The 19,707-nt window shown below is 38.3% G+C and carries 19 protein-coding genes and 2 riboswitches; of the genes, 2 read left to right on the top strand and 17 right to left on the bottom strand.

Going from position 1 to position 19,707, the window contains the following annotated elements; translation table 11 throughout:
• Positions 1 to 60: 60 nt before the first annotated feature.
• The 3 genes from ABES03_RS15800 to ABES03_RS15790 all read right to left on the bottom strand — a co-directional run bounded on the left by ABES03_RS15800 (position 61) and on the right by ABES03_RS15790 (position 2,498).
• Positions 61 to 327 (bottom strand): phage holin, encoded by a 267-nt coding sequence (locus ABES03_RS15800; protein ID WP_430118378.1) that lies wholly within the window; start codon positions 325 to 327, stop codon positions 61 to 63.
• Between the two features lie 135 nt (positions 328 to 462).
• A complete protein-coding gene (locus ABES03_RS15795) occupies positions 463 to 1,812 on the bottom strand; it encodes an ABC transporter permease (RefSeq protein WP_430118376.1) in 1,350 nt (449 codons plus the stop codon).
• Positions 1,809 to 2,498, bottom strand: a complete 690-nt coding sequence (locus ABES03_RS15790; protein WP_430118374.1) for an ABC transporter ATP-binding protein — start codon at positions 2,496 to 2,498, stop codon at positions 1,809 to 1,811. Before ABES03_RS15790 ends, ABES03_RS15795 begins: the two co-directional genes overlap by 4 nt.
• 207 nt (positions 2,499 to 2,705) lie before the next feature.
• Between ABES03_RS15790 and ABES03_RS15785 the strand changes: the two genes are divergently transcribed.
• Together ABES03_RS15785 and ABES03_RS15780 are read left to right on the top strand one after the other, a co-directional pair.
• On the top strand, positions 2,706 to 4,796 hold the full coding sequence (locus ABES03_RS15785; RefSeq protein WP_430118372.1) for a transglycosylase domain-containing protein: 2,091 nt from the start codon (positions 2,706 to 2,708) through the stop codon (positions 4,794 to 4,796).
• A 174-nt stretch (positions 4,797 to 4,970) separates the two neighbouring features.
• Entirely contained in the window at positions 4,971 to 5,495 is a 525-nt protein-coding gene (locus ABES03_RS15780; RefSeq protein WP_430118370.1) for a CBO0543 family protein, read from the top strand.
• 73 nt (positions 5,496 to 5,568) lie between these two features.
• Here ABES03_RS15780 and ABES03_RS15775 read toward each other — a convergent pair whose 3' ends face one another.
• From ABES03_RS15775 to ABES03_RS15710, 14 genes are all read right to left on the bottom strand, one after another.
• The gene (locus ABES03_RS15775) at positions 5,569 to 6,261 is read right to left on the bottom strand and encodes an ECF transporter S component (RefSeq protein ID WP_430118368.1); all 693 of its coding nucleotides are present in this window, start codon (positions 6,259 to 6,261) and stop codon (positions 5,569 to 5,571) included.
• Entirely contained in the window at positions 6,258 to 7,883 is a 1,626-nt protein-coding gene (locus ABES03_RS15770) for an ABC transporter ATP-binding protein (RefSeq protein WP_430118366.1), read from the bottom strand. Before ABES03_RS15770 ends, ABES03_RS15775 begins: the two co-directional genes overlap by 4 nt.
• The gene (locus ABES03_RS15765) at positions 7,865 to 8,743 is read right to left on the bottom strand and encodes an energy-coupling factor transporter transmembrane component T (protein WP_430118364.1); all 879 of its coding nucleotides are present in this window, start codon (positions 8,741 to 8,743) and stop codon (positions 7,865 to 7,867) included. The genes ABES03_RS15770 and ABES03_RS15765 overlap by 19 nt, the downstream gene beginning before the upstream one ends.
• Positions 8,744 to 8,761: 18 nt before the next feature.
• Positions 8,762 to 9,496, bottom strand: coding sequence for a DUF4430 domain-containing protein (locus ABES03_RS15760; protein ID WP_430118362.1), 735 nt, complete (start codon positions 9,494 to 9,496; stop codon positions 8,762 to 8,764).
• 55 nt (positions 9,497 to 9,551) lie between these two features.
• Complete coding sequence (locus tag ABES03_RS15755; RefSeq protein WP_430118360.1) at positions 9,552 to 11,348, bottom strand: DUF4430 domain-containing protein; 1,797 nt, start codon at positions 11,346 to 11,348, stop codon at positions 9,552 to 9,554.
• A 129-nt stretch (positions 11,349 to 11,477) separates the two neighbouring features.
• Positions 11,478 to 11,665, bottom strand: a riboswitch (cobalamin riboswitch).
• Between the two features lie 274 nt (positions 11,666 to 11,939).
• Positions 11,940 to 12,512, bottom strand: coding sequence for a 5' nucleotidase, NT5C type (locus ABES03_RS15750; RefSeq protein ID WP_430118358.1), 573 nt, complete (start codon positions 12,510 to 12,512; stop codon positions 11,940 to 11,942).
• Positions 12,513 to 12,527: 15 nt separating this feature from the next.
• Positions 12,528 to 12,998, bottom strand: coding sequence for a 6,7-dimethyl-8-ribityllumazine synthase (gene ribH, locus ABES03_RS15745; RefSeq protein ID WP_335531328.1), 471 nt, complete (start codon positions 12,996 to 12,998; stop codon positions 12,528 to 12,530).
• A gap of 36 nt (positions 12,999 to 13,034) precedes the next feature.
• Positions 13,035 to 14,228 carry a bifunctional 3,4-dihydroxy-2-butanone-4-phosphate synthase/GTP cyclohydrolase II gene (locus ABES03_RS15740; protein ID WP_430118356.1) on the bottom strand — a complete coding sequence of 398 codons (1,194 nt, stop codon included), beginning with the start codon at positions 14,226 to 14,228 and terminating at the stop codon, positions 13,035 to 13,037.
• 43 nt (positions 14,229 to 14,271) lie between these two features.
• Positions 14,272 to 14,934 (bottom strand): riboflavin synthase, encoded by a 663-nt coding sequence (gene ribE, locus ABES03_RS15735; RefSeq protein ID WP_430118354.1) that lies wholly within the window; start codon positions 14,932 to 14,934, stop codon positions 14,272 to 14,274.
• Between the two features lie 15 nt (positions 14,935 to 14,949).
• Positions 14,950 to 16,032 (bottom strand): bifunctional diaminohydroxyphosphoribosylaminopyrimidine deaminase/5-amino-6-(5-phosphoribosylamino)uracil reductase RibD, encoded by a 1,083-nt coding sequence (gene ribD / locus ABES03_RS15730; RefSeq protein WP_430118352.1) that lies wholly within the window; start codon positions 16,030 to 16,032, stop codon positions 14,950 to 14,952.
• A 126-nt stretch (positions 16,033 to 16,158) separates the two neighbouring features.
• A riboswitch (FMN riboswitch) is annotated at positions 16,159 to 16,305 on the bottom strand.
• 100 nt (positions 16,306 to 16,405) lie between these two features.
• Positions 16,406 to 16,873 (bottom strand): GyrI-like domain-containing protein, encoded by a 468-nt coding sequence (locus ABES03_RS15725; RefSeq protein WP_430118350.1) that lies wholly within the window; start codon positions 16,871 to 16,873, stop codon positions 16,406 to 16,408.
• 142 nt (positions 16,874 to 17,015) lie between these two features.
• The gene (locus ABES03_RS15720) at positions 17,016 to 17,540 is read right to left on the bottom strand and encodes a CBO0543 family protein (RefSeq protein WP_430118348.1); all 525 of its coding nucleotides are present in this window, start codon (positions 17,538 to 17,540) and stop codon (positions 17,016 to 17,018) included.
• 32 nt (positions 17,541 to 17,572) lie between these two features.
• Positions 17,573 to 18,661: a serine hydrolase gene (locus ABES03_RS15715; protein WP_430118346.1), complete on the bottom strand. Its 1,089-nt coding sequence runs from the start codon at positions 18,659 to 18,661 to the stop codon at positions 17,573 to 17,575.
• Between the two features lie 95 nt (positions 18,662 to 18,756).
• Positions 18,757 to 19,599, bottom strand: coding sequence for an oxidoreductase (locus ABES03_RS15710; protein ID WP_430118344.1), 843 nt, complete (start codon positions 19,597 to 19,599; stop codon positions 18,757 to 18,759).
• Between the last annotated feature and the right edge of the window lie 108 nt (positions 19,600 to 19,707).

Here is a 19,707-nt window from a genome sequence, read left to right as displayed (position 1 = left end):
CGTGCCTTCCGCTCCAATCATCAGGGTATAAAAATTAACACTGTTCTTTAAGATAGCCAATTAATTTGGATCCTTATAGTTTAACGCCCTCTCACTATCACCATAGCCCTTGGTCGTTGGGTCTTGTACAAAACCTAGCATGGATAATATAACAAATACTGCATTGACTATTGTTAAAATAGTGCTTTGAACTGCATCTGTTAGTTGGAAGTTAGTAACTCCTAGAGTATTCAATCCAGCTAGTACCATTTGTGCTAAAATCATAATTTGTGAGATAAATGCAATAACCCAATGCTTATTTCTTAAACGAACCTTCCAGTTGATCATGATTCCCTCTCCCCTCTAATTACGAATACATCTTTCTATTAGCATATGTATGGATTAGAATTGGTTGTCCATGATTGTCTCGATTTCTGAATTTTTTACAAAAAAAAACAGGTCCCCGTTTGGAACCTGTTTTTTTTAGATTTCTCTTCTCATTGCTTTTAACACATCTACTCTTGTTGCCCGTTGTGCTGGTCGGTAGCCTGAAAGAATGGTTACTCCATAGCAAATTAAAATACAAATAATCGGTAATACAAAAGGGATATAACTAAACGTTATGTCTAAATCTGTTTCTTGTCCAAATGCCTGCTTAATAATTAAAGGGACCGCGAAATTTACAGCGAAGCTAATTCCATACGAGACAATCGTTCCAATAACAGCACCAATCAAGCCAATATAACTACTTTCGAGCAAAAAGATTCGTTTAATTGTTTTCGGATTTGCACCAATTGCTTTCATAATACCAATATCAGGTGCCCGTTCTGTCACTGCCATGGTCATTGTATTATAAATTCCAATAGAAGCAATTAAGATCGCAATTGTCCCAATAAAAATCAGGCCCACTTTTGCAATCATAAATACCATATTGACTTCTTTTAATTCATTTACAACAGAATATGTAGCATATTTCTTCTCTTTTAATTGATCTGAGATACTTTGGACCGCTTCCATATTTTTCGCATAAATTTTTACTTCATCATAAGTTTCTCCATTAGCATCGATACCCTCTAATTTTTCATTATTAGGGTCAAGCATGATACCTTTCGGTGTCCCTGTAAAGCTTTCAATTTCTTTTAACAGCTCCTCGGATATAAATACGCTTCGATCTTCCGCCCACTCTTTAGTTGGCTTTTTGGAGATTCCAACAACCAGTAAAGGAATTTTCTTCTCTTCTTCTTTTCCATCTTTAAACTGCCTAACAGTTAGTTCCATGGTTTCGCCGAGTAACTTGCCTGGATAGCGATACTCTGCTTTTACCTGACCCTTTTCATCGTAGATACCCTCATCTGCATCTTTTTTAGCTAGATTGAGAGGGAAATTATACCCGACGACTACCTCATTTTTACTTGTTGGCAACCGCCCATTCGATAGTTCAAAGCCGGCCTTCATTTCGGAAGGAAAATGGGCTACAAAGGTTTGGGTCCCCTCTAAGTAATCACCGATTGTAAACGTACTTTCCTGCTGCAACATTTTCCTTCTTGTAACAGCCTTAACATCCTCTACCTTTTCAAACGTTCGAATATCTCTGTCTGTAAGCTGCTGGAAGCCACCTTGGTCATTTATTTCCTTCCCATGCACATCTATTTGGGTAATGACCCTACGTTCAGTAATTTCCTTTACAACTGACTTCTGCAAACCAAAGCCAACAGAGGCGAGTACAATTAGGAAAGCACACCCCATCGCTGTGGCAAGAATGGTCATATACACTCTTGTTTTATTTTTCTTCATATTTTGTCGAACAAAACGGAATTGATCTTTTAGTTTCATACTAACACCCCCTGTTCAATCCGACCGTCCGCTAATACTATTTTTCTATTACCGATATCGGCCACTTTGTCATCATGCGTAATAATTAAAAACGTAATGCCTAAATCCCGATTCAACGCTGTGATAAATTCCAGTAATTCTTCCTCTGTTTCACTATCAAGACTACCCGTAGGTTCATCTGCCAGAATAATTGGAGGATTTACAATCAAGGCTCTTGCAATACTTACTCGTTGCTGCTGACCACCAGATAATTCTCCAGGATAATGATCCTGATAATCTAGTAAACCTACTTTTTTCAGCATCTCTTCTGTTTGTTCTCTTCTCAGATTCTCGCTTACACCCTTTAATATCAATGGAAGCTCTACATTTTGAAAAGCCGTCATGCTGGGAATCAATTGAAAGCTTTGAAAAATAAATCCTAAGTTATTAATCCTGAAATCAGCAAATTTCGTCTCATTTAAATCCGAAACCTTTTCTCCATCAATCCAGATTTCCCCCTCTTTTGGATGGATAAAACCACTAACTAAATTTAACAGGGTCGATTTCCCTGAACCACTTCTGCCAACAATCGTTACTATTTCCCCTTTTTCCACGGTGAATGAGATGTCTCTAAGCACCGGAATAATTGTCTGTCTTCCTTTTTTTCCAATCACAAAATCATGACTTAAATTTTTTATCGTAATCATAATTTCCTCCTGTTTCTCATCTATTCACCTTAATAGACGTAGCTTAGCTCAACTACCCCTACAGATTTTTTAAAAATAGTTAATTCTAGCCAAATAATGAAATAACTTAAGGGGATAATAGTAGGAAAAACATTTTTGTTGGTCTTTTTTTGCTAGAAAATTTATAATATATGAAGCAAAAATTCCTTTTAAAAGTTAGGAGATCACATGGAGAAATTACATCCACTTTGGGACATGCTACGTCGTTTCTGGAGGAAAAGACATCTCACCCAAATATTTTTGTTAATCATCCTTGTCGTCGTTTTAGTGACCATCTCATATTTTGGCTGGCTTGCCACAAGAGCCAATGTAGAGTCTTTAAAGCAAGGTTTAAGTCAGCCCACTGTTATTTATGATAAGAGTGGGAAAATAGCAACGAATGTGACAACGAATCGTACAAAGGGTGTAAAAATGAATGAACTGCCAAAATATGTTCCAAATGCCGTCGTCGCCATTGAAGATGAACGCTTCTATGAACATAGCGGCTTTGATATTCAAGGGATAGCTCGTGCTTTTTTTAGTAACTTATTTGCTGGAAGAATTACCGGCGGAGGTAGCACCTTAACACAACAACTTACGAAAAATGCCCTTCTATCTCCCGAACGTACGTACAAGAGAAAAGCCGAAGAATTATTTTTAGCTGTAAAAATTGAAAAGGTCTACACAAAAGAAGAGATTCTGCAAATGTATTTGAATCAAGTTTATTTTGGCAGCGGAGCCTGGGGAATTGGCAATGCCTCAAAAAAATACTTTAATAAAAACATTTCAGATGTAACTGTCGGTGAAGCAGCGATGCTTGCCGGACTCCTTCATGCACCAAATTACCTTGATCCATATAAAAATTATGATTTAGCTATGAAACGAAAAAATGTAGTCTTAGCGAAAATGAAGGAACTCAGAATGATTACCAATTCTGAGTACACTACGGCTAAGAAACAAAAAATCCGTCTCAAAGATGGTGAAGGAAGTTTTGTTGAGAGAAAATATCCTTACTATGTAGACGCGGTTTTAAATGAAGCCATTTCCAAATATGGATTAACCCAAGACGAAATATTAACAAGAGGATACCGGATTTATACGGAAATGGACCAAAATCTGCAAACTGGACTTGAAAAGGTGTATAGCAAAAACTACCTATTTCCAAAGGGGAAAGGAAATAATCTAGTTCAAAGCGGTTCTGTTTTAATGGATCCCGAAACGGGGGGTGTTAGTGCACTGGTTGGCGGCCGTGGTGAGCATGTATTTCGTGGATTTAACCGGGCTACACAATTAAGGGCTCAGCCTGGTTCGACAATGAAGCCGCTAGCTGTATATACTCCTGCACTTGAAGAGGGCTATACTTATTCATCTGAGCTTAAAGATGAGCCAATAACCTTTGGAAATTATAAACCGGAGAATTTTTCTAGAACCTATCAAGGAAAAGTGGCAATGTATAAGGCACTTGAAGAGTCACTGAATATTCCTGCAGTATGGCTTTTAAATGAAGTAGGTTTAAATAAAGGAATGAACTCACTTAAGCGGTTTGGCATTCCTGTTGAAAAAGAAGATAAAAATTTGGCAATCGCACTTGGCGGTATGAGTAAAGGTGTGTCACCGGTTCAATTAGCTAACGCCTTCTCTGTTTTCCCGAATGGTGGAAATCGCCAGGATAGTCATTTAATTACTAAAATTGTCGGTCCAACTGGAAACATCATTGCAGAGCACGAAGCGAAAACAACAAAAGTAACATCTGAAGAGGTTTCGAATGAAGTGACCTCCATGCTGTTAAATGTCGTCGAAACAGGGACAGGCAAGCGCGCGCGAATTCCAGGTCTTCAATTAGCTGGAAAGACTGGTTCGACACAGCTACCATTTAGTGCAAGTGGTACGAAGGATCAATGGATGGTGGGATATACCCCAAATCTCGTTGGTGCCATTTGGATTGGTTTTGACCAAACAGATAAGCAGCATTATCTGCCTAGCTCAAGTTCTTCAAATGTTGTCCCTATTTTTAAAGCAATCATGGAAGAGTCAAGCCGTCATCTTCCTAAGGAATCATTTGATGTTGTCTCTATTAATGCCCAGCTGGCTGGGGAAACTGCACAAAAGAATCGAATCAACGAGCAAGCAAAGAAAATAAGCAAAGAATTAAATGAAAATGCTCATAAATTAGGGGAAACCATAAAAGAACAAGCCCCTGAATGGAAAAAGGGATTGGATAACATTTTATATAATGTCGGAAAAGCTATCAACACACTCATTGAAAAATTCAACCAATAATTGAAGAGGCTGACCTTGCAAAGTGGTCAGCCTCTTGTCAAATTTAAGAATCAACGACAAATATCCATAAAATGAATGAATTTATTTTTATTAGTTGAAAATAATAAAATGCTTTAGGTCGACATTTACATGCTATATATATAAATTTCAGGAAATATATGAGTGAGGGATTGTATGCATATCGTTTTGAATGCTCTGTTTTTGCTAGCAGGAATTAAATGGGGAGACTGGAAAAACTGGAAGGCATATTACTCCACAATTTTATTTTTTATCGGAGGCGATTTACTAAAAAACAGTTTGCTTCATAATCATCGTATGTGGTCCTATCAAGAGGTGTATTTTGGACAACAATTCCTAATTGGTCATATGGCCATCAATTTAATGATTGCTATCATAGTTTATCCTGCAACAATTCTTATTTATCTTGGGCATTTTCCCCGTTCTATAAAAAAACAAATCCTTTGGGTTAGTTTATGGGTGTTCCTTTACAGTGGAATTGAAGGAATAAATTTTTATTTTTTAAACTTAATAAATTATGATCACAATTGGAATTTATTGTGGTCCATCTTTTTTAATATTGTCATGTTTACCGTTTTGAGAGTACATTTTTTGAAGCCGCTTCTAGCATGGGCAATTTCAATAATTTGGATGATTTTTCTATGGAATTGGTTTAATGTCCCTATGAATGTATTTAAATAAACTTATTGTTAGGTAGTAGGCCTTCTCTGACCAAACAGGATAGGAATTGTTCGGTCAGAGAAGAATTACTACTTTAATTCAACAATCCATATTTCCGCTTAAACCGAGACAAAATTTTTATCCATACCTCACCAAACAAAAGTAGAAAAAATATATTTGAAACGGCATGCATTGTATCGAATGTCGCACTTCCTATTAAATATACAATGAACGCCTTCCATTCAAATGGGCTTCCCGATTGAACGATTGATAAAAACCCCCACAGATTCATTATCCATCCGAACAAATAACCCCATGCCATTCCAAAAATAATCCGACCAGTTTTACTAGTCAGTATCTTTGTGTTTCGAAGCCATCCTGCCGTTAACCCTACTAAACCCCATGCAGCCATCTGCCACGGTGTCCATGGACCTTGACCCAAAATCATATTGGAAGCAAGGGCTGCTACCGCCCCAATTATAAACCCGCTTTCTGCACCAAAAACAAAGCCAGACATCATGATGACAAAGGTGGTTGGCTGAACACTTGGAAGGCTTGCAAATGGAATCCTGCCTACAGCCGCAATTGATGCAAGTACAGCTAATAAAACAAGCTCCCGTGGTTCCACCTTTCGCCGTTCAAAACGTACGAGAAAAAGAAATATGCCAAGGAAAACAACTCCAAAGCTTAACCATAAATAGGAATCCTCCAAAAGAAAGGTCACTCCCAACAAGATGACCATTATGAACAGGAAGAGGAAGGTTGTCAGCCCTTTGTTCCGAATCATGGACGATTAACCTCCTCTCGTATCAGCGGGGTCGCAGTTTTATTATCACGAAAAATCCGCTGAATCATCGTCGTATAAAAGAAATTTCCTTTAAAAAACTTCTTTGGTTCATCCTCAGATGTAATCTTTCCTTGAAACAACATCCCACATTTGGTTGCGTACTGCGCCGCGAATTCCACATCATGCGTAGACATGAAAATAGTCATACCTGAACTACGTAAATCATGAAGAATGTTTGCTAAATTTTCTTTTGAAATGGGATCAAGTCCCTTTGTTGGTTCATCCAGCAACAATAATTCTGGCTTTCGCAATAACACACACGCAAGTGCCGCCTTTTGAAGCTCCCCACCACTTAAATCATATGGGTGACTTGATGTTAAATGAGCAATCCCTAACTCGACTAACAAGGTCTCTACCTCATTCATGTCAGTTACGTTCCATTGAGCCATTGTTTCCATAATTTCCTTTTCAAAAGTATCCTGGATAAAAAACAGTTTAGGATTTTGCGGTAAATAGCCAATTTTCCGGGTTAATTCCTTGTTTTTATACCCTTTTAAGGGCTTGCCCTCTAGAAGAATTTTTCCGCCTTCAAGCTTCAATAAACCTGCTAGAGACTTGAGTAAGGTAGACTTACCTGAACCATTTCCACCCAACAGTGCATAAAATTCACCCTTATTCAGACTTAGAGCAAGCTCGTCTAAAATAAGATCTTCCCGTTTGTCATAGCGACATGAGACATTAAGCCCCTTAATTAATTCCCCGCCTACTGAATTAATACGGAGTTTATTTTCCGGATAAATAGGTTGTAACTCCGACTTTTGTGCCCATTTCCTACCTTCTTTAACACTGAGAGGAATCATTCCCTTGCCATCCATTTCAAAAAATAAAGCTGGAATACTAGGGATAAATGCTTTGTTTGATGATTTCCAAATTTCAGGAAGGACCTCCCTTGGTTCACCTGAAATTTGGACCCTTCCTTGATCCATCATGACAATTTGATCTGCTAATGTAAAAACTTCTTCAAGGCGATGCTCAGCAATAATAATTGTCATACCAAATTCATCATTAATTCTCTTTAATATATCTAAAAATTCCCGTGAACTCACCGGATCCAATTGTGCAGTTGGTTCATCGAGCAACAATATATCCGGCTGCATAAGTAAAACGGAGGCGAGGTTAATTTGTTGCTTTTTTCCTCCTGAGAGTGCATGCACTTTTTTGTGAAGAAGTGGTTCAGCACCGAAATAATGAACCATTTCGGCCACTCTGTTTCTCATTGCATTCGTTGAAAGCCCGGTATTTTCAAGACCAAAGACTATTTCGTGAAGTACGTCATCCGCAACCATCTGATTTTCTGGGTCTTGAAAGACAAAGCCAACTTTGTTCGAAATATCCTTTGCCGCTTGAAGATTTTCCCCATTAATTGAAAGCTGTCCTAATAAGGTTCCATGTGGCTGGATTTCCTTTTTTAATAATTGTAAAAGTGTGCTTTTTCCAGAACCGGAAGCACCGAACAGCACGACAAATTCACCTTTATTAATATTAAGTGAGAGGTTACTTATGGCTGGTTGCGAACTGTCTGGGTATGTAAAGGTAACATCATTTAATTCAATAAACGCCATCGGACCGTTCCACCTACTTCTACTATTAATGGAAAGCTTAAAAACAACAAGTAACAAGCGAAGGCTGCGTAATCCATAACAGAAAATTGCCAAACTTCCATGTTTGGATAAATCGTTAGAACACCAAAGCCTGAAAATCGCTCAAATAAAATGATAGCAAAAAGAATAATTAAATAAGATAATGAAAGGAAATCTGTTTTCTTAAACGAAAAATATTCATAAGAAGACCTTCGACCTTGACCATACCCCCTTGCATTCATTGAATCAGCTGTTTGAATGGCTTCTTCAAGTGAATAGGTTAACAGTGTTTGCACATAAAGCATTCCGGTCTTAATCCTTGTTTTCCACTTCCCCTGATTCACAGAATTCCCCTTGCTCCTTTGAACAATTGAGATTTCCTCCATTCTCCTTCTCATTAACGGAATAAAACGTAGAGTCAGCATAAGGAGAACGGCAAATTGTGGGAGGATTTTTGCAAACAAGAATAATAGCTTGTTAGGCGTCATGATCACGTTATAAGAAATAAATAACGCAATCATTCCTATTATTGATACAGCGTTCATTCCTCCATACAGAACTGCCTCTAGTGTCACCCGATGATCATTAATTTCAAACAGTAAATGTCGTCCTCTTTCATTAAATAAAGGATTTGTGATGAGCATGAGGAGGAAGGTACTGATGATAAAAATATACCAGCGTCGAATTCCCTTAAACTGATCATGAATAAAGTTAATTATTAAAATGACAATTAAGGCTGCTACAAGAAAAATGGGATGTAGCATAAGAATTAATAGTGAAATTGCCCCAGCATAAAAAAGAAAGGACACAAGAGGATGAAAACGTTCAAAACGACCTTTCATCCCACGTTTCCCCCTATGTTATTCGGTGTAGATGCATTCAATCCGATCACCATCTTTGATTTTTGTAACCCCAATACTCTTAGTGAGACTAACTCCATTTTGCTCAAATACCCAACCGCTTTTTGGACCATAATCAAACTCATAAATATTATCAATTCCTTCGATATATGCAGTTGCCCCGCTGCCACGGGAATCAATCACGATACCATGTTTTTTAGCTGTTGATAAAATAATATCATAAATGGTGTCGCCATCATTAAAACTAACTTTTGTTGGAGCAACAATGGTGCCTCGATCCTTTGGTCCAACGATCGATAACGTTACCGTAGTTGCCGGCTTTGATGTTGTGGTTGTACTAGGCTTTGATGCAGGAGTAGTCGACGCTGGTGTTTTGGCTGTGGTCGTCGACGTATTGCTTTTATTTGTAGTCGCAGCCGTATTTGTTTGGGTCGTCGGCGTTTGTTGCTGATTAGATGGACTTGTTTGCTTCGGCGTACTTGATGGTGTTGTAGACTGATTTTCCTTTTTTTCTTCAGAAGCACCCGTTGAAGAATCCGTCGTTTGGTTTTGTTCACTACTCGGTTCTACTTTTGCCTCTACCTTGTTTTCATGTTTGTTTTGTTTTTCTACTTTAACAGTTTTTTCTTCTTTTTTTGTTTCCTTCGTAGTTTGTTCATTCGAACCACATCCAACTAAGGAGAACAAAACGAATAATAGACTAAGAAATGCTGTACCTTTCATCCATTTTTTCATAGATGCGCCTCCTCTAGGTTGCCCCTCCTAAATAGAAGAAGGGGCAATATTTTACTTATGAGTATCTTTTTCTTTGTTTCATATAAACTAGACTTCCGATTAGCATAATCAAAAGACCAACCATGAGCAGGTTATAGCTATCTGTTGCAGTATTTGGCAACGTATGTCCCTTCACACTATTACTACCATTATCTTGATTAGGAGTTGTCTGTGCTGGTGCCTCTTCACTAGGTGTTTGAGTCTCTGGCTTCTCCGTTTCAGGCTTTTGTTCAACTAATGGAAGCTGATATAATGAGCCTTTTCCTGTTGTATACAGATGATAAGCAGCTAACGCCTGGATGCTCTGTGAAGTGGTGAAGGAATCACTTACATCTCCTCCCTGCCAATCAAAGCCGCCATCAGCATTTTGGAAGGATAGAAAATATTCAACAAGTCCTGTAAATGGAGCTGTATTTGCATCCACTCCTAAAGTTGCCAGGGCAATGATGGTCTGGGCTGCTGTTGAGCTATTATCTATTTTTGATGCTTGATATTGTGTTGATAAATACTGAATAGCAGCATCTACCTTGCCCTTCACTTCAGGTTGCGCTTTATATGGAGCAAGGGCTGTTAGAATCATCGCAGTTGTATCAATATCGCTAGTAGCACTTTCATCCCATGCCCAGCCGCCATCTTGATTTTGCCTATCTAATAAATGCTTCACTATCTTTTCTCTCGTCCATTGTGCAGTTTCAGGAATGGAAAAGTTCGCGCTATCTAATGCAATAAGAGCATACGACACCCCAATTAACCCTTGCTTTGTGACATTACCATTGTAAATGGCTTCCACCAAGTTATAGCCAACTACATTTGTTGGATCCCCACCAGCTGCAAGAATTCCCAGAACATACCGCTCTGTATCTGTGATTCTATTGAACTTCCCTTGTTTTTCCTTAACTAGTGATTTTACTGATGCAAGGTATGTAGCAGGAATTGTTTGTCCTGTTTGTTTTAAGGCAATTACTTCCCATTCGCCTAGATTATTCTGCAACACATACTTGCTAGCTGAGTCAACGGAAGTTTGAATTGTTTTTTCAGAAACCGCTCCACCAGAAGGATTTGGGTCTGGGTTTGTATCTCCTCCGGCATTACCATCTCCCGATCCATCCTGCCAAGATTCTAGTTTAAAGCTAATTTGATTTCCTGATTGAAGCGGATAACTGTCTGCTCCAACCTCGGCCATTTTATCGTTTACGTAAAAAGCCCAATAATTGGTTCCTTCTGCTTGTATACCATTAATAGAAGTAATCATTTTCCCGTACTGGCTTTCACTGTATCCAACCTTATCAGGGCCAAGGATTACTTGTAATAGTTGAAAGGCAGTTGGACTTCCAATCACTTCAATTCCTGATTGGTCAGTAACGGTATTTTTATCACTATTAACCACTTGGAGTGAAACTGTATTCTGTGGCGTTTTTGTCCAATCAGTTAAGCGGAAGGTTAATTGGTCACCATTTTGGACGATATAGCTGTCAGAGCCAACCTGTGCTGAAACCCCATTGATAAAAAAAGCCCAATAATTGGTTCCTTCTGCTTTAACCCCATTAATACCCGTTAGCATTTTCCCATAAGAGGAATCAGTAAATTCAACATTACTTTCACCAACAACAGCCATTAACGCTTCTGTTGCTGTTTCAGTGTCACTGATTTGAACAGTTGTTTTTGCTAAGATCGGGTTGGCCCCATCCAAACCTAAAACAGTTATGGACCCTTGTTTCCCTAGGTCAGCTGCTAATACAGGGGCTTGTAACCCGCTCATGAATAATGTGAAAATTAACAATATGACCATCCACAAATAACTTTTCTTCATCATTTTAAAACTCTTCCTTTCCTAATTAAATAGACATAAAAAAATCCCCCTAAAAGGAGGAGGAGTGTTATGTACGTTAAGGAGGAAACGAGAAACCGTTTCTATTCTTAACACTCTCCTATCCGCGTAGGCTGTTGTGTTCAAAAACAGGCAGGTTTCCTGGCTCATGGTCATCGCTCCCTAAGTCTTCCCATCTATCGACAGTGACATGTTTAGGTTGCTCCCATTTACAGTGGCGGGACCGCGTTGGCTTTAAACCAACTTCCCTATTAAGCTAAAAGTCTATCTAAGACCTTAGCACCTGTTTTACCGAGCTATTTTTTTATGTTACCACTATTATAGTAAAAGACAGTCAGGTTTGTATATATTTAATATCTATATATATTGGTGCTTTTTTTGATTCGCTGATAAATTTCTAGATTCGCTAATAAACCCAGAAAATTCGCTGATAAAAAATTAAAACTTTAAATTTACTGTGTAATTTTACACTACAACTTGTAATTTTAGCAGGAATTAATTAAAAATTGGAATTCAATTGTAAATATATTAGTCGTTTTCTATAAAAAAATAGGAGAAGGCACACATAGGCCTCTCCTATTTTTTATCTTCAAGTAGAGTTTTCTTCAGCTCTGACCAACAATGAATTCTTGGCAGTTGAATGTGTTGGTTGTAAGAGCTGTTTTTCATTAATACTTTTGATCCTGACTCCTTAAGAGTCTCCAATACTGCGGGCTTGTCGTCAAAATAATAATCTAACCCTAAATCTTTAATGATGTTAATCTTTTCTGAATCCTTCATCCCGCAATAAAAAGAATGTTCATCGACGGGAAAACCAGCCTTTACTAGCCAGTTTCTCGTACGTTCACAATGCTCCACTGGTCTTGAGGTAATATAATAAATCTCATGTCCTTCAAGTTTAAGCTCGTTCAGAACCTCAACGGCATGTGGAAACGGTGAACAGTCCGTGTAATAAATCTCCTCCAAGGAATCATGCCACATCCTGCTCCCTTCTTGATCACTTAACCTGAAAGGCTCATGGATTTCAAGAGTTGTTAAGCTATGGTAAGCTTCAATAGGAACAGCCTTCTGTAATTTTTTATTATACAAATGAAAGGCATGCTCTCTTAGGTTTATTAATGTATCATCCACATCAAATCCAAACTTCATCAGATGTCTGCTTTCTTATTGCTCAATATTCCTACATAAATTAGCCATTTCAATGGCTGAAACAGCTGCATCCCAGCCCTTATTGCCTGCTTTTGTTCCTGCACGCTCAATAGCCTGTTCAATGGAGTCTGTTGTTAACACCCCAAAAATAACTGGAATGCCACTAGTTAATGCAGTAGCTGAAACACCTTTAGCTGCTTCATTACAAACATAATCAAAGTGAGGCGTTGAGCCACGAATAACTGTACCAAGCGTGATTACCGCATCGTACTTTTTACTATTTGCCATTTTTTGAGCGATTAACGGAATTTCAAATGCACCTGGCACCCAAGCGATATCAACGTTTGCTTCTTCAACACCATGTCTTTTTAGCGCGTCCTGTGCTCCACCCAACAGTTTACTTGTAATAAATTCATTAAATCGTCCAACCACGATTCCAACCTTTAGTCCTGATCCTACTAAATTTCCTTCAAATGTGTGTCCCATGTGTATGCCTCCAAATATTTAATTTTTATCTATCTTTTAATAATGAAACATGTGCCCTAATTTATCATGCTTTGTTCGTAGGTAATTGGCGTTTTCTTTTCTCATTTCCATCTGAAGGGGCACCCGCTCAACCACCTCGAGGTCGTAGCCCTTCAAACCTTTTATTTTTCGGGGATTGTTCGTTAATAGCATCATTTTCTTAATGCCTAAGTCCTTCAGTATTTGAGCCCCGATGCCGTATTCCCTTAAATCAGCTCCAAAGCCAAGCTTTTCATTTGCTTCAACGGTATCATAGCCTTCTTCTTGTAGCTTATACGCTCTCATTTTATTTAACAGACCAATTCCGCGTCCTTCCTGGCGCATGTACAAAAGAACGCCACTTCCCGCTTTATTAATTTGACTTAAGGCTGCATGAAGCTGTGGTCCGCAATCACAGCGATAGGATCCAAAAACATCACCTGTTAGACATTCCGAATGAACTCTAACAAGAACAGGTGTTTCAGGATCGATTTCACCCTTCACTAATGCAACATGTTCCTTATCATCAACAAGATTGGAATACCCCACAGCTTTAAAGGTGCCAAATTCAGTAGGCAAATTGATTTCCACCTCACGTTTGACCAAGTTATCCTTTTTGTTTCGATATTCAATCAAGTCTTTGATGGTAATCATTTTTACGTTTAGCTCATCCGCTATTTTTCTAAGCTGAGGAACTCGAGCCATCGTCCCATCCTCATTCATGATTTCACAAATGACCCCAGCAGGCTTCGAGCCGCACAATCTAGCTAAATCTACAGCTGCCTCGGTATGTCCTGTACGTCGTAAGACTCCACCTTTTTTGGCGATTAACGGGAAGATATGACCAGGTCTTTTAAAATCACTTGATTTTGCTTCAGGATCAAGCATGCTTAAGACAGTAGCTGACCGTTCATAAGCTGAAATCCCAGTCGTTGAAAACTTGTGGTCAATACTAACAGTAAAGGCAGTTCCATGGGGATCCGTGTTTTTAGACACCATTGGAAATAAATCTAGTTTTTGCGCTAACTCTTCTTCAATTGGTACACAAACAAGTCCTCTACCGTGAGTAACCATTAAGTTTATAACAGATGGTGTAGTTTTTTCAGCAAGGGCAATAAAGTCCCCTTCGTTTTCTCTATCCTCGTCATCACAAACAATGATAACTTTTCCCTCTTTTAAATCGGATAGTGCTTCCTCTATTGTATTAAACATATCACTCACTCCTTTTCATCCGTTTAAAAACATACATGATGGCTTACATGAAGCCGTTATCTTCTAAGAAGCTTGCAGTTATACCTGTTTGACTCTTTGATTTAGTATTATTGTTTGAGAGGTTTGTTAAAAAGTGTCCGACATATTTACCGATCATATCGCATTCTAGGTTCACGATATCACCAGAGCCCTTTTGACCTAACACAGTTTCAGATAATGTATGAGGTATTAAAGATAAAGTAAAGCTATTCTCTGTTACAGCAAATACAGTTAAGCTTGTCCCATCTACTGCTATCGATCCCTTTAATATGACATATCGCAGCAAATCAGGCTCTGCTTCAATTTCATAATAAATCGCATTCTCAAGTGCCTGTTTCCTTTTAATGACCCCAGTTCCATCAATATGGCCAGAAACAAAGTGACCTCCAAATCTTCCCCCTGCAGCCATCGCTCTCTCTAAATTAACTTTTGAACCACGCTTTATTGTATGTAAGCTCGTCGCTTTCACCGTTTCAGGCATGACATCAACGGTAAAATGCTTTCCGGAAAATGAAGTGACGGTCAGACATACTCCGTTGACAGCAATACTGTCACCAAGGTGAACATCCTCAAGTATTCTTTTCGCTTCAATCGTCAGAACATACGATTCACCCGTTCTTTGAATATTGGCAATGCTTCCTATTTCTTCAATGATTCCAGTAAACATACTAGTTTCTTCTCCTTACATAGGTTCTGCAATGATTCTTATATCATTACCAATCCTATCCACTTGTTTAATGTTCAATGAAACGGCTTCAGCTATTTTTTCGATCCCATGGCCACCAAATAAAGTTGGCGCCGATTTTCCACCTATTAATTTTGGGGCAATATAGGTAATAATCTGTTGAAAAGATCGTTCCTCTAAAAAGCTGCCATGCACTTCTGCACCACCTTCAACAAAAAGTGAAGTCATACCCCTCTTTCCGAGAATATCAAGTAAATCCTTTATACGTATGTTGTTCGTTTCCATTTGGATTATTTCAACGCCCCATTCCATAAAAAGATTGATTCTCTCACGGGCTACATCATTCCCTGTCACAATCCAAGTTGGTGCTTGATGATCAGTAACAATCTTTGCATTTATTGGCGTTCTGAGATGTGTGTCAAGAATAATTCGGATGGGATTTTTGCCACCAGAAGACATTCTTGTTGTTAACGATGGATTGTCCTTTAATACGGTATTAACACCAACTAATATCCCGTCATGCTGATGGCGAAACTGGTGAACATCAGCTCTTGCTTGTTCACCGGTAATCCACATACTCTCACCAGTTACAGTTGCCGTTTTCCCATCTAAACTTGCTGCCGATTTTAATGTGACATACGGCAGGCCTGTTTGAATGTTATAAAAAAAGACTTTATTGAGCTCACGAGCTTCCTCTTGGAGTAAACCAACCTCCACTTCAATTCCTGCCTTTTTGATTCGTTCAATTCCGGTTCCTGCTACTTGTGGATTTGGGTCAGTTGTTGCCACAAATACTTTCCTTACCCCAGTCCTAATCACCAAGTCACTGCATGGCGGTGTTTTCCCATGATGACTACACGGCTCAAGTGTTACATACAAAGTAGCATCCTTTGCATTTTCACCGGCCATTTGAATGGCATGTACTTCTGCATGTGGTTCACCTGCTTTTAAATGGGCACCCATTCCGATAATTTGGCCATCCTTCACCAGCACAGCACCTACCACAGGGTTTGGAGTAGTTTGACCTAGCGTTCCTTTGGCAAGATCTAAAGCTAGATTCATGTAAAACTTATCATTCATTATTTTTTCTCCTTTGAAAAGGATTAAAAAAGACCCTGAAGAAAATGAATTCTTCAGGGTCGTTAAAAAGACATTAGGAAATAAAAGCTTAAAAATAGGTATACTTCACCCTACCCATAAACCTCGTTTTTCCTTCTCCCATCCAGACTTTAACTGTCGGCCCTGGAGTTTCACCAGATCCACCGTTTATCCAAGCAGACAAACGGGTCACGGACTAAGAAGCATAGCTTCATCACCGCCGGTTAGGAATTTCACCTGACCCCGAAGGAATTATTTAGATATATTAAATGTTATTATACTTCTTTCAAACAGTAAAGGAAAATGCCTTTTAAATTTTCAGACTAAAAAACGGCCATAACATGGCCGTTTTTTATTACTTATACGTTTTTACAGGTAAATAAATCTCAAAATGAAGATCTCCTGCTGCATTTTGATGTTTATGCTCTTCTTTATAAACTTCCAAACTTAACGCATGGTGATCCTGCTCGTATCCATATTCTTTCATCCAATTGAACAGTCGAAGGTATGTATTTTCTACTTCCTCTGGCTTTCCTTTATGGGTAGTGTATACATAATTTTTACTCGGAATCGTAAATCCAACCATTCCTTCTGGGATTGAGTCAAGTTTATCTACAGGGGTAGTGACGTAATAGGTGAACTCTGTTTCCCTGCTATGAAAAGGTGCAATGAGAACGGGCTCTTTTGTCTGATAGGGTACTTCCGGCAATCGTGATTCCATTTTATTAAAGAGACTCGGGATAGTGCTTACTTCTGAGTAAGTACCTGTCCACGAAATTCCTACTACATTAATTTCTTCTTTTTCAATTACTTGGATTCCCAAGCTAATCCCCCCTTTGTTCCATCATATTTCTATTATTCTAATAATATCCCTTAAAGTCCTGCAAAAATATTTCGACTTCCTTTGTTATTTTTTATTTTAGAAAAAAAACAACCTTATAAAAAGGATGTTTTGAGAAAAACCGTTATTTTAAAATATTTGACGAAATATCAAAAACATTCCAAAGGAAAGTAGCATAGATGGCAGACAGAATCCAAGCTAAAAGTGGTTTATAATAATGTATCGCTAGAACTGAAAACATAACGAAACTAAAAAAGGCTGACCAACCTAAATTCCAACCATTCTTATGAACCAATGCACCTAATTTTAAATCAGCAAATTCATTTACTGTGTATATAATGGTCCAAAAAAGGATATTCACTAGTTTCTTTTTGAAAGACTTCGGCATATGACCGAGAAATATACTTATAGTTATAGGATACTTAATTAACATAACCAAAAGAGCTATATGACTGTGTTTAGCCCATCCTTTATCACTTCCTACAGGTACATATTCCCACATACTATGCTTATAGAACAAATATTGATAGACCAAATCACCTACCATTAAAAATAGGAATGTGGGGTAATAAGCTTTCCAGTTTTTCCAATCCCCCCATTTAATTGCTGAAAATATATAAATCGCCCCGTAAATTACATTCAGATTCACCAGGATGCTCCTTCGTACCCTTATTACACCTATCATTTCCAATTATATGTAAAATTATCAATTACAAATGGTGCACGAAGATTCTTTGTTTCAAATTGAATAGCTACGAGCTGCTGGTAGGGTGAAAACCTTCCAAAATACCCATTATCACTAGAAGGATTATACAAATTCCCAACGATTTTTCTTTCTAAAAAGTCATAATAAAAGGATCCTTTTTCAAAAGACACTGGTATGCTATCAATTTTTGCTCCTGCTGTTATCGTTAGCTTTTTACTTCTTTCTTTCGCAATCAACTGATGATGATTGTTTACGATTGAGGCAATTTCTGCGATTACCTCTTGTGATTTTTCATAGGCAATCCCTCTTGTCGTGATTGCTAAGGTATACGGTTCATCAGCAAAAACAATAGCAGCATCGTTATAAATTAAATTCATTGGAATCATTCCAACTTTATGAGCAACCGGCACATCCTTAATTCCCTGTGGAATGGTTGTGTTATAAACCGTATGTTCAAGGTACTGTACAAGCTTTTTCCCATTGGCGCTTTGGTTTGCGTAACGATACAGTTCTTCTGTATATAGGGTTAAATCGTCAGCTGAGGTCGTATTCCTTCCACCTGGATATGCATAATCAGCTCCAATGCTTTTTAAGAATGAAACAAACTGATTAGGTCTAACCCGCTCTTTCAACATAATGAATGCGATATTATCACTATAAATTAACGCTTTTTCGACAAGTTCATCTATGGTATAAACCGAACCTACCTTGTCATTTTGGATAACACCACTTCCGCCATAATAATGCTGGCTTTGGTATGTTAATGTCTCGTTTAAGTCAATTTGACCCCCATCTGCAAGCTTCATCACGTATAAGGCTAACGGAAGCTTGATGGTACTCGCAGCCGGCACTTCCGTATTGCTATTTAATGAATAGCCTTCGTTTGTTACTAAATTTTGATAACGAAGTGTCACTTTTCCTTGGTATGGCTTTATGTATTGGGCCAAATCAGCCTCAAGGGTATTAAATTCTTGTTTTTTATCGGCTTTTACTGTTTGGTTCAAGACTCCCTGTGTAATCAATAAGAAAAAGAGCACTATAATGATTATTCTGTTTATTAACACTATCTTCCCTCCTAGTAACTAAGTACTAGTTTAATAGGAAAAAGAGGAAGATTTTGTCGAAATTTGCAGATTTTTTTAGTTTTTTGTAATATCTTTTATCGATGCAGTTTTTTAATAAAAATCTTCTCCCAAAGCTTCCATGGGATTAGATTTCTTAATAGGAGAGTTGTCCTCACTCCCTTTCCAATTGGATGCCTTAAACCAGGCCGATCGTCTAAAGCAATACTGGCTATTTTCTCTGCTACATCCTTAGGGTTACCAAACTGTTCTTCCCCTGAAGAAATGTAGTCCTCGATACTCTTCATATATTTATAATAGGGTGAATCTGTTTGTAGTGATAGTGTGGTAACTTGTTTACCCGACGACCAGATATTAGTCTTATAGGACCCTGGTTCAATTAAGGTGACAGCGATCCCAAACGGTAATAACTCTAAACGTAAGCTTTCGCTCCAGCCTTCCAGAGCATGTTTGGAAGCAACATATGGTGATAGACCTGGAAATGCGATCTTCCCGCTTATGCTACTTACATTTATAATTATCCCTTTCCCCTGACTTCGCATAAAAGGAAGAACAGTCTTGGTTACTGCTATGACACCAAAGAAATTAGTATCGAATTGCTTTCGGTATTCCTCCATCGTAATTTCCTCAACAAACCCGGCTGCAGCATAGCCAGCATTATTCACTAGAACATCAACCCGGCCTATGCTTTTAATCCGTGCAGCTAATTTTTCAATCGAAGCCTCAGAGGTAACATCCAGTTCATGTACAATCAAATTCGATTGGATTGTAAGTCTTTGGGCCTCCTTTAGAAGCTCATCTGCTTTTGCTTTATTTCTCATTGTGGCGATTACTTGAAAACCAGCTTTTGCTAACTCTAATGTTGTTAATAGTCCAAAACCACTTGAAGCCCCAGTGACAATTGCAATTGGTTGATTCATTTTTTATGTTTCCTCCGTATTTTACTATTTTCATAGCTCTGTTAAACTTGCCTGTTGATTTCCGCTCCAGGCACTTCGCTTTCCGTGGGTGTTTCGGCGAGCCTCCTC

The organism is Neobacillus rhizosphaerae (assembly GCF_050477885.1).
GTDB classification, from domain to species: Bacteria; Bacillota; Bacilli; order Bacillales; family Cytobacillaceae; genus Neobacillus; species Neobacillus rhizosphaerae_A.
This window is presented reverse-complemented; position numbering and strand designations above follow the sequence as displayed.